The organism is Streptacidiphilus carbonis, assembly GCF_000787775.1.
Taxonomy (GTDB): domain Bacteria; phylum Actinomycetota; class Actinomycetes; order Streptomycetales; family Streptomycetaceae; genus Streptacidiphilus; species Streptacidiphilus carbonis.
On the sequence record NZ_BBPM01000028.1, the window covers coordinates 84220 to 94879 of the forward strand.

The following is a 10660-nucleotide window of genomic DNA, read 5'->3' on the forward strand; positions in this document are numbered from 1 at the left end:
GCCGCCTCCGGCACCTCCGCCACGCCTCCCGCGGCCGGGCGCATGCCCGCGCTCTACCTCAGCCACGGCGCGCCGCCGCTCGCCGACGACCCGGTGTGGCCGGGGCAGTTGGCGGCCTGGTCGGCGGAGCTGCCGCGGCCGACCGCGATCCTGATGGTCTCCGCGCACTGGGAGGAGGCGCCGCTGGCCCTCGGCGCCACCGCTACCGTCCCGCTGGTGTACGACTTCTGGGGCTTCCCGCAGCACTACTACGAGGTCACCTACGCGGCCCCCGGCGCCCCGGAGCTGGCCGAGAGCGTGCGCAAGCTGCTGCGCGCCCCCGGAACGCCGGTCCAGGACATCCCGGACCGGGGACTGGACCACGGCGCCTACGTCCCGCTGGTGGAGATGTTCCCCGGCGCCGACATCCCGGTGCTGCAGGTCTCCATGCCCACGCTGGACCCGCAGCGGCTGCTGGAGATCGGCCGCCGGCTGGCCCCGCTGCGCGACGAGGGCGTGCTGATCGTCGGCAGCGGCTTCTTCACCCACAATCTGCGGGCGCTCAGTCAGGACGGCCGGGTCACCTCGGTGATGGCCGAGTTCGACGACTGGGGCCGCCGCGCACTGCAGGCCCAGGACCTGGACGCGCTGCTCGACTTCGAGCACAAGGCGCCCGCCGGACGGCTGGCGCACCCGCGCACCGAGCACTTCGCCCCGCTCTTCGTCACCCTCGGCGCTGCACATGAAGAACTGTCCACCCAGCGCAGCGTCATCGACGGGTTCTGGATGGGCCTGGCGAAGCGCTCCGTGCAGTTCGGTTGACCTGGACCCGCGGTCGGCTCCGGTTTGCTGCGGGGGCGCGTGAGCAGCGAGAGTACGCCCATGGGAATCATCGCGGGAATCCTGGTGGCTGCGGTCGCCCTGCTGCACGCCTACATCCTGGTGCTGGAAATGTTCCTCTGGCAGGGCCCGAAGGGTCGCGGTCTGCACGGCTTCGGTCCCGAGATGGCCCGGGACACCGCCCCGATGGCCGCCAACCAGGGTCTCTACAACGGATTCCTCGCGGCGGGCCTGGTCTGGGGCCTGATCGCCTCCGACCCGGTCGGCCACGACGTCCAGATCTTCTTCACCAGCTGCGTCGTGGTCGCCGGCATCTACGGCGGCGCGACCGCCAACCGCAGGATCTGGCTGGTCCAGGCCCTACCGGGGGCCCTGGCGCTGACAGCAGTACTGGCCGCCGGCTGACCTTTCCCTGCTGCGGATGCACTGCAGCTGATCAGAGCCGGCAGGTGGGCGAGTGGTGGCCGAACACGCCCTCCCGGCGATCGACGGCTTTACGCGGCAGGGGCCTGTGCGACTGCGCTGACCGGCTACGCCCCGCGCGCGGAGGCGGCCCTGGTCGTGGCCCCGGGGCTCACCGTCCTCCAGCTCCACGAACTGGCCGTCTCGGCCGAACACGATCCACGCCGCCCCCGCCTCGCCGCCGCCACTGCCCGCGCGGAGTGCCTGACCACCCACGGCTCGGCCCCCACACCTGACTACTCGGCAGACATCGCGCGGGCGTGAAGCGCCGCGCCCGTTGCGAGGACTGTTTCCCGTCCCTCGACCTGGCCGGCCCAGTCTCGGGGCAGAGCCGTCAGCCCGTGGGCCGCGCCGAGTAGGTTGCCGCAGACCGCACCGGTCGAGTCGCTGTCACCGGAGTGGGTGACGGACAGCGTCAGTGCCCGCCGCAGATCGTCCTCGGTCGAGGTGGCCCCGGAGGCGGCGGCCAGCAGGCAGTACACAGCGATGGCCAGGCACTCCTCGGCGATCCAGCCGAGACCGACCCGTTCCACGACGTCGAAGCCGGGCTCCTCGCTACCCGCCAGCCGCACCGCACGTTCCAGCGCGGTCACGGTCTCCTCCCCACCGGGCTGCGCCGCGGTCTGGACGATGGTGAGCCGCACGGCCTCGTCCGGCGCCACGCCGCCGACCAGCCGATCGACCAGCGCGGCGAAGGCCCCGGCGGCGACGTAACCAGTGGGGTGGCCATGGGTCAGCTGTGCACAGTCCGCCGCCAGCCGAAACGCCTCCTCCGGCCCGACCCCGGCGAGCCCGAACGGAGCCGACCGCATCACCGTGCCGCAGCCCTTCGAGTCGGGGTTGACCGCCCCGGTTCGGCCCATTGCCACAATGGTCGGCACCCGCGGGTTCTCCACCACCCCGGACATGCAGGCGTTCCCCGGCGCCCGGGAGGCGTAGAGCCAGCCCTCCCGCAACAACGTCCCCTCGGCGTCAACCGCATCGGCCGTGGGCCCGGACAGTCGCTGCGTCAGGAACCAGCGCTGATAGGCCGCATGAACCGCACCGACGACCTCCTCCGCACCGAGGTCCTTCGCCAGCAGCAGCCCCTCGGCGGTGAACAACGTCATCTGGGTGTCATCGGTGACCTCGGCCAGCCCGCCCACCCGCAGTGTCAGGTCGATGACCCCCGCCGGCCCATGCGCCTCCAGGATCCGGTCCAGCCGAACGAACTCCACCGGCCACCCCAGCGCGTCCCCGACGGCCCCGCCGAGCAGGCACCCCTGAATCCGATCGAGCCGCAGGTCATCACCCATGTCATCCCCCTCGGTCGTCGACACTCGCACAGCCTGACCGTACCGGCTGGGACCGGCGGACTAGCACACGATTACGGCGGAACGAAACCCAGGGAGGAAGCATTTTCGGCCATCGACACCTCGACCCCTCGTCGAGCGGCGCGCAGGGCTGAGGCCGAACTATGGTTCTCCGCGCGGGTATTGACATCTTGCGGTCAACGGTCCAGGTTCCTGACGCAGCGTCAGAACCCAGGCCCTGATGGAGGCCCGCCATGTCGGAGAGCGCCGAACTTGCCCATGACGGCCTGCCGGGCCGTCAACCCTCCCGCCGTCAGGTGCTCCGCGGTGCCGGTGCCGGCGCGGGCGTGCTTCTGGCCTCCGGACTCGCGTCCGGGCTGCTGGACACGGCGCCCGCGTATGCGGACACCCCCGTCCTCGGCGAGTACGACGTCGTCGTGGTCGGCTGCGGCGCCTCCGGGATGACCGCCGCGCTGACGGCGGCCAAACGCGGGCTGTCCGTCGTGGTGGTCGAGAAGGCGCCCACCTTCGGCGGCTCGGCGGCCCGGTCCGGCGCGGGCGTCTGGATCCCCAACAACGAGGTGATCCTCGCCGCCGGCGTCCCGGACACCCCCGCACTGGCGGCGGAGTACCTCGCGGCGGTGGTCGGCAGCGACGTCCCGCTGGCCCGGCAGCAGTCCTTCCTGGACCACGGTCCCGCCATGATCTCCTTCGTCATGGCCAACAGCCCGCTGCGGTTCCGCTGGATGGAGGGCTACAGCGACTACTATCCGGAGCTCCCCGGCGGGATGCCCAACGGCCGCTCCATGGAGCCGGACCAGATCGACGGCAACATCCTCGGCGCGGAGCTGGCCAACCTGAACCCGCCCTACCTGGCCGCCCCGGCCGGTCTGGTGGTCTTCAGCGCCGACTACAAGTGGCTGGCGCTGTCCCTGGTGAACGCCAAGGGCGCGGCCGTCGCCGCCGACTGCCTCGCCCGAGGGACCGCGGCCGCGCTGCTCGGCCAGAAGCCGCTCACCATGGGCCAGGCCTTGGCGGCCGGACTGCGCGCCGGACTGCTGGACGCGGACGTGCCGGTCTGGCTGAACACTCCGCTGGTCGACCTGAACATCGAGTCCGGCGCGGTCACCGGCGTGCTGGTGACGCAGAACGGCAGCACCGGGTTGGTCAGGGCGAAGCACGGGGTGATCGTCGGCTCCGGCGGCTTCGAGCACAACGCCGCCATGCGCAACCAGTACCAGCAGCAGCCCATCGGCACCAGCTGGACCGTGGGCGCCAAGGAGAACACCGGCGACGGCATCCAGGCCGGCCAGCGGGCCGGGGCGGCGCTGGCGCTGATGGACGACGCCTGGTGGGGACCGGCCGTCCCGCTGCCCGACCAGGCCTACTTCTGCCTGTCCGAGCGCACCCTGCCGGGCAGCCTGATGATCAACCAGGGCGGCTCACGGTTCGTCAACGAGGGTGCACCGTACAGCGACGTGGTGCATGTGATGTACCAGAAGAACGCCGCCGCCACGGACGTACCCGCCTGGATGATCGTCGACCAGAACTACCGCAACCGCTACCTGTTCCGCGACGTCGCGCCGACCCTGCCCTTCCCCGACGCCTGGTACTCGGCCGACGCGGTCCACAAGGCCTGGACGCTCGACCTGCTGGCGGCGCAGATCGGCGTCCCGGCCGCGGCGCTGCGCACCACAGTGAGCCGCTTCAACGGCTTCGCCCTGACCGGCAAGGACACCGACCTCCACCGCGGTGTCAGCTTCTACGACCACTACTACACCGACCCGGCGGTGGTGCCCAACTCCTGCCTGGCCCCGCTCTGGGAGCCGCCCTTCTACGCCATCAAACTCGTCCCCGGCGACCTCGGCACCAAGGGCGGCATGGTCACCGACGCCCGCGCCCGCGTCCTCCGGGCCGACGGCACAGCCATCCCCGGCCTCTACGCCGCGGGCAACGCCAGCGCCGCCGTCATGGGTCACAGCTACGCCGGCTCCGGCTCCACCATCGGCCCCGCCATGACCTTCGGCTACGTCGCCGCCAACGACATAGCCGACCAGGCCGGCGTCTGAGGCACGGGACGCCGGCTCAGCCGTACGGCAAGAGTCCGGAGGTGTCGAGTTCGAAGTCGAACGGTTCGGGGATGCGAATCCCCTCGCCGAACTCGATGTCCTCCCGACGGTGGTACTTCGTACCATCGGGCCGACTGAACAGCGTCACCGTCTTCTGCCTGGCATCGATCAGCAGATACAGCGGGATGCCCATCAGCGGGTAGTCCCGGACCTTGCCGACCCAGTCGTTCTCCGGGTTGGAGGGCGACACGAGCTCTACCGCGATGGCCGCGGTCTCGGCGGGCACCTGGTTGTCCGTGGTCTCCAGGACCTGCTCCGGGAGGTAGGTGAGGTCCGGATTGCGGCTCTTGCCGACCTGCGGCGAGATCAGGTCCGTGTTCTCACTCGGCAGGAGCTCGGCCGGCGCGTTTGCGTCGAACTGCCGCCGGACGATCAGTAGGTTGCGCTGATGGATCCCCGAGGGGCTGACCATCATCACGATGATGTCGCCGGAGATCTCGGCCTTGAAGCCTTGTGGCAAGGCTCTGCGAGCCTCCTCCAGGAGGGCGAAGTGCTGAGGATCCATCCGGCGGCACCTCCTGGATGCGGGTCTGTCTGCCAGGATTCAGCCTAGCCGAGGACACCCTCGGAGCTGGGATCTTCTGCTATGCCGTGGTTTCGGTGGTGCTGGCATCCTCGGTCTGACTACCGACTACATGCCAAGGTCCCCGGAATGGCACGTCGCACCGTGGACATCGCCTTCGCCGGCCCGAGGATCGCCGTCTTCCTGGACGGCTGCTTCTGGCACGGCTGCCCGGAGCACGCGACCAGTCCGAAGGCCAATGCGGAGTGGTGGCGGGCCAAGCTGGACCGCAACGTGGTCAGGGACGGGAGACGAGCGAGCACATGGCCGCTGAAGGCTGGACGGTGATGCGGTTCTCGGAGCACGAGAAGCCGGAGGCGGTGGCCGCCCGGGTGGAGGCGGCGGTGCGCCTCGCCACCCCACCCGGATGACGGAACCAGTACGTTTCGGCGGGATACGGGTTCCGTTGTCGGTGAGCTGCTTCGCCGAAGCCCTGCGGGGCTCACGACTCCCAGTTCTCGCCCGCCCGCTTCGGTCGGCAGAAGGGCGGGGCCCGCCTGGTCGATTGCGTTAGGGTGCCGGCGTGACGGAACTGCCTGATGGCCTGTACGAGCACATTGTGACGAACGCTCTCGACGAGCGATTGGCCATCGCGGCGGAGCTGGGCCGAGTGCTCCGGGAACGGATCGATCCGGACGACGCCCCGGAGTTGTTGGGTCGCTACGTCGGTGCTCTGACCCGGCAGGCGCTGCGCGCCCACAGCAAGGCCGGAGGCAGGGACGCCGGGGCGCAGCTCGGACTGCAGATCGCGACGGTCAACCGGATGGTGGGCGCGCTGGGCGAGTTGCTGCCCGACGGGGTCGGGGACGCCGATGCCGTCGCCGCATCACAGGAACTGCTGCTGGCGGTCGCGAGCGGGGTGGCCCTGCCCGGGGAGCAGAGCTTCCCGGGGCGCCCGGTGGTGCCGCTGTCAGCCAGCGCGCTCTTCGCCAACCGGGGCCGGGAACGGATCGGCCACGCACTGCACAGCGAGTTGGAGTCGGCCGACCGTGTGGACCTGATCTGCGCGTTCATCAAATGGTCGGGGCTGCGCCTCCTGCGAGACCGCCTCGCGGAGGTGGTGGCCCGCGGCGGCGAGCTGCGCGTGGTCACCACTACCTACATGGGCGCCTCGGATCTGCGGGCAGTGGACGAGTTGGTGCGGATCGGCGCGAAGGTGAGGGTCTCCTATGAGACCCAGGCCACCCGGCTGCACGCCAAGGCCTGGCATTTCCACCGCCGTTCCGGGACGTCCACCGCCTACGTGGGCTCCTCGAACATGTCGATGCCGGCCCTCACGGACGGCGTCGAGTGGAATGTGCGCTTCTCCGAGGTGGAGCAGGGCAATCTGCTGCTGTCCTTCGCCGACAACTTCGAGTCCTACTGGGAGGACCCGGAGTTCGAACTCTACGACGCACAGGACCAGCGGCAGCGGGAGCGTCTGCGCCGAGCACTGGAGATCGAGCGTTCCGGCCCCAAGCCGTTCTCCCTTGAACTCGCCCCCTTCGACATCACTCCGCACCCGCATCAACGACAGGTCCTGGACGAGCTCACGGCCGAGCGCGACATCCATCGGCGCTTCCGAAACCTGGTGGTCATGGCCACGGGGACCGGCAAGACCATGGTTGCCGCGATGGACTACCGGAGGCTGCGCGAGCAGCGGAAGGTCGACAGCCTGCTGTTCGTGGCGCATCGTCAGGAGATCCTGGACCAGGCTCGGTTGACGTTCCGACATGTCCTCAGGGAGAGCGCCTTCGGTGAGAAGTATGTCGGCGGAGACCGTCCTGAGACGTGGAAGCATGTATTCGCCTCGGTGCAGTCGTTGGCGCATGTCGACCTGGACCGCCAGTTGCACCCGGAACGCTTCGACATGGTCATCGTGGACGAGTTCCACCATGCCACCGCGCGCACGTACGCGCGGTTGCTCGACCACCTGAACCCCACTTGTCTCCTCGGCCTGACCGCGACCCCCGAGCGCTCCGACGACGCCGACATCACGCACTGGTTCGACGGGCACACCGCCGTCGACCTGCGCCTGTGGGAAGCCGTCGACCGCGGCTTGCTGGTGCCGTTCCACTACTTCGGGATCAACGACGAAACCGACCTGAAGCGGTTGCGCTTCACCCGGAGCAGCGGCTACGACACCCAGTCACTCACCGCCCTCTACACCGGCGACGACGCCCGGGTCCGATTGATCCTCGGCGAGCTGAACCGACGGGTTCTGGATCCGTCCCGGATGCGGGCGATCGGCTTCTGCGTCTCCATCCGCCACGCCCGGTTCATGGCCGCGAAGTTCAACGCAGCCGGCATCCCCGCCTTCGCGGTGACCTCCAAGTCGTCGGGAGCCGAACGGGACGACGCCATCGCCGCGCTGAGGAAGCGTGAGGTCAATGTCCTGTTCACGGTGGACCTGTTCAACGAGGGCGTGGACATCCCCGAGGTCGACACCGTGCTGTTCCTGCGGCCCACGCAGAGTGCCACGGTGTTCCTCCAGCAACTCGGCCGCGGCCTGCGACGGGCGGACAACAAGGAGAGCCTGACCGTCCTGGACTTCATCGGGGCACAGCACGCGGACTTCCGGTTCGAGCCGAAGATCCGCGCGCTCAGCGGGGGCAGCCTCAAACAGGCTCTCCAGGCGGTCGAACAGGGCTTCCCGTCGCTGCCGTCCGGCTGCGCGGTACAGCTGGACCAGGTGGCACGGCAGACCGTCCTGGCGAATCTGCGCTCCATGCTCAGCCCACGCTGGGCGAAGACCGTCGCAGAGCTCCGAGCCCTGGGGGACGTCTCGCTCGCGTCGTTCCTGGACGAGACCGGCCTGCAGCCGGAGGACGTCTACCGTCCCAAGGACGGCACCTGGAGCGGGCTGCGCATGGCTGCGGGACTTCCGGTGGGCGAGGCGGGCCCGGAGGACAGCCAGCTTGAGAAGGCCGTGTGCCGGATTCTGCATATCGACGACCCGGAGCGCCTGGACTACCTCACCGCCCTCGCCGAGGGCCGTGCCCCCACGGGTACCCGACCCGATGAGCGCCTGGCCGCGATGGCGAACAGCGTGCTCTGGGGTGACGCCCACCTGGGCAGCCCGCTGGAACAAGCCCTGCGACGGCTGCTGGCGGAGCCGCGACGCAGGGAGGAACTGCTCCAGCTCCTCCCGGTCCTGCGTGCCCGGATGCGCCGCCTGACCTGGCCGGTCGCTGCGGAGGGCCCGCTGCCGCTGCATGTCCACGCGCGCTACACCCGGGCCGAGGCGGTCGCGGCTTTCGGCGAGGAGTACAAGGGCCGGCCCACCGGCGTCGAATGGTTCCCGGAGTCCCGGGCCGACGCCTTCTTCGTCACCCTGGTGAAGTCCGAGCACCAGTTCTCGGAGTCCACCCGCTACGAGGACCGAGTGATCACCCCGACCCTGTTCCAATGGGAGACCCAGGGCAAGGTCGCCGCGGACTCCGTCGACGGTCAGCGGTACATCAACCACGCCGAGCGTGGATCGTCCCTGCACCTCTTCGTCCGCGAGACCAAGCGCGCCGACGGCAGGCTCGGCGCACCCCCGTTCCTCTACCTCGGCCCGGCTGCCTACGAGTCCCACGTCAACGACCGCCCGATGCGCATCAAGCTCCGCCTGGCCCACGCACTTCCCCTGGACGTCTTCACCAGTTGGTCCCAGTTCGGCGCTTGATCCGCCCGGTCCGGCGCGAGGTCGCGGAGGTCGCGGCGGCGGCGTGTGCAAGGACGGGGCTGTCGTGAAGGTCTGACGGAAGGTGGGCGTCGGTCCCGCGCGGTCGCGCCCGGGGCGTGTTATCTGTGGCAGGTCATGTGACTGCTGTCCCGATGGCCTGCCGAAGCTCCGTCAGGTGGTCGAGGGCGATCCGTCCGGTATGGCCTGACCTGGAGGAATAGCATGCCCGAGCTGTTCGTAGGTGGACGGTGGACGACGGCTGCGCAAGGGCGCAGCCGGGAGATCCGGTGCCCTGCGGACGGGAGTCTGGTCGCTCGGGTGGACGAGTGCGGGGCGGAGGACGCGGCCGCTGCGGTGGCCGCCGCGCGGGAAGCGTTCGACCGGGGGCCGTGGCCGCGGACCCCGGCGGGGGAGCGGAGCGCGCTGCTGCTGCGGGTGGCCGAGCTGCTGGTGCGGGACAGGGACGCGTTCGCCCGAGCGGAGTCGCTGGACACCGGGAAGCGCCTGGTGGAGTCCGAGTACGACATGGACGACATCGCGAACTGCTTCCGCTACTTCGGCAACCTGGTCGGCGCCGGCGGGCAGGACCGGGTGGTCGAGACCGGCATTCCGGCCGTCGACAGCCGGGTCGTGCACGAGCCGGTCGGCGTCTGCGCGCTGATCACGCCGTGGAACTATCCGCTGCTGCAGACCGCCTGGAAGGTCGCCCCGGCGCTCGGCACCGGCAACACGATCGTGCTCAAGCCCAGTGAGCTGACCCCGCACACCGCGATCATGCTGATGCGGCTGCTGCAGGAGGCCGGGCTGCCGGACGGCGCCGCCAACCTGGTGCTGGGCACCGGGGCGGAGGCCGGTGCGCCGCTGACCGAGGACCCCCGGGTCGACCTGGTGTCCTTCACCGGGGGACTGGCCACCGGGCGCCGCATCATGGCGGCGGCCGCGCCGACCGTGAAGAAGGTGGCCCTGGAACTCGGCGGCAAGAACCCCAATATCGTCTTCGCCGACGCGGAATTCGACACCGCCGTGGACTACGCGCTGATGGCGGTCTTCCTGCACTCCGGGCAGGTCTGCTCGGCCGGGGCCCGGCTGCTGGTCGAGGACTCGCTGCACGACCGCTTCGTCGACGAGCTCGTGGCGCGCGCCCGCCGGGTCCGGATGGGCGGGCCGTTCGACCCGGAGGCCCGCACCGGCCCGCTGATCTCGGCGGCGCACCGGGAGAAGGTCGAGGCGTATGTCGCCGCAGGCGTCGCGGAGGGCGCGGTGCTGCGGCTGGGCGGGGCCCGCCCCGACGACCCCGCCCTCGCGGACGGCTTCTACTACCCGCCGACCATCCTCGACGAGTGCACCCCGGACATGTCCGTGGTCCAGGACGAGTCCTTCGGGCCGGTGCTGACGGTGGAACGGTTCCGCGACGAGACCGAGGCGCTGGCACTGGCCAACGACACCGTCTACGGTCTGGCGGGGGCGGTGTGGACGACGGACCAGGCCCGCGCCCACCGGGTCGCCGACGGGCTGCGGGTCGGCACGGTCTGGATCAACGATTTCCACCCCTATGTGCCGCAGGCCGAGTGGGGCGGGATGAAGCAGTCCGGCATCGGCCGCGAGCTCGGCCCGGCGGGCCTGGCCGAATACACGGAGGCCAAGCACGTCTGGCGCAATACCGCCGCCGAGCCGCAGCGCTGGTTCGACTGACGCGGCCCGGGGTGTTGTCCTGATCCGCCCCCGCTCCTGCCCCCCTCCTGCATCC

General features: G+C 70.3%; 7 protein-coding genes and 1 pseudogene. 6 read left to right on the forward strand and 2 right to left on the reverse strand.

Annotation, left to right across the window (positions count from 1 at the left end):
* The first annotated feature begins 42 nt into the window (after positions 1–42).
* A complete protein-coding gene (locus TR46_RS22055) occupies positions 43–801 on the forward strand; it encodes a dioxygenase family protein (protein ID WP_042404018.1) in 759 nt (252 codons plus the stop codon).
* Between the two features lie 60 nt (positions 802–861).
* On the forward strand, positions 862–1224 hold the full coding sequence (locus tag TR46_RS22060; protein WP_042403957.1) for a DUF1304 domain-containing protein: 363 nt from the start codon (positions 862–864) through the stop codon (positions 1222–1224).
* 293 nt (positions 1225–1517) lie between these two features.
* On the opposite strand, the gene TR46_RS22065 is transcribed toward TR46_RS22060, so the two are convergent.
* Positions 1518–2576, reverse strand: a complete 1059-nt coding sequence (locus TR46_RS22065) for an ADP-ribosylglycohydrolase family protein (protein WP_042404020.1) — start codon at positions 2574–2576, stop codon at positions 1518–1520.
* Between the two features lie 251 nt (positions 2577–2827).
* Here TR46_RS22065 and kstD point away from each other — a divergent pair, with 251 nt between their 5' ends.
* Positions 2828–4642, forward strand: a complete 1815-nt coding sequence (gene kstD, locus TR46_RS22070; protein WP_042403960.1) for a 3-oxosteroid 1-dehydrogenase — start codon at positions 2828–2830, stop codon at positions 4640–4642.
* A gap of 16 nt (positions 4643–4658) precedes the next feature.
* On the opposite strand, the gene TR46_RS22075 is transcribed toward kstD, so the two are convergent.
* Positions 4659–5207 carry a Uma2 family endonuclease gene (locus TR46_RS22075; protein WP_042403962.1) on the reverse strand — a complete coding sequence of 183 codons (549 nt, stop codon included), beginning with the start codon at positions 5205–5207 and terminating at the stop codon, positions 4659–4661.
* Between the two features lie 120 nt (positions 5208–5327).
* Here TR46_RS22075 and TR46_RS22080 point away from each other — a divergent pair.
* The 3 genes and pseudogenes from TR46_RS22080 to TR46_RS22090 form a co-directional block, all read left to right on the forward strand.
* A pseudogene (locus TR46_RS22080) lies at positions 5328–5635 on the forward strand (very short patch repair endonuclease); the annotation flags it as partial.
* 188 nt (positions 5636–5823) lie between these two features.
* The gene (locus TR46_RS22085; protein WP_236655432.1) at positions 5824–8913 is read left to right on the forward strand and encodes a DUF3427 domain-containing protein; all 3090 of its coding nucleotides are present in this window, start codon (positions 5824–5826) and stop codon (positions 8911–8913) included.
* 222 nt (positions 8914–9135) lie between these two features.
* Positions 9136–10605: an aldehyde dehydrogenase family protein gene (locus TR46_RS22090; protein ID WP_042403968.1), complete on the forward strand. Its 1470-nt coding sequence runs from the start codon at positions 9136–9138 to the stop codon at positions 10603–10605.
* Positions 10606–10660: the final 55 nt, after the last annotated feature.

What these genes read in the sequence shown, in the direction of transcription:
- TR46_RS22055 (WP_042404018.1), top strand. Translation starts at nt 43, where the DNA reads ATGCCCGCGCTCTACCTCAGCCACGGCGCGCCGCCGCTCGCCGACGAC.
- TR46_RS22065 (WP_042404020.1), bottom strand. Translation starts at nt 2,576, where the DNA reads ATGGGTGATGACCTGCGGCTCGATCGGATTCAGGGGTGCCTGCTCGGC.
- kstD (WP_042403960.1), top strand. Translation starts at nt 2,828, where the DNA reads ATGTCGGAGAGCGCCGAACTTGCCCATGACGGCCTGCCGGGCCGTCAA.
- TR46_RS22090 (WP_042403968.1), top strand. Translation starts at nt 9,136, where the DNA reads ATGCCCGAGCTGTTCGTAGGTGGACGGTGGACGACGGCTGCGCAAGGG.
- TR46_RS22075 (WP_042403962.1), bottom strand. Translation starts at nt 5,207, where the DNA reads ATGGATCCTCAGCACTTCGCCCTCCTGGAGGAGGCTCGCAGAGCCTTG.
- TR46_RS22060 (WP_042403957.1), top strand. Translation starts at nt 862, where the DNA reads ATGGGAATCATCGCGGGAATCCTGGTGGCTGCGGTCGCCCTGCTGCAC.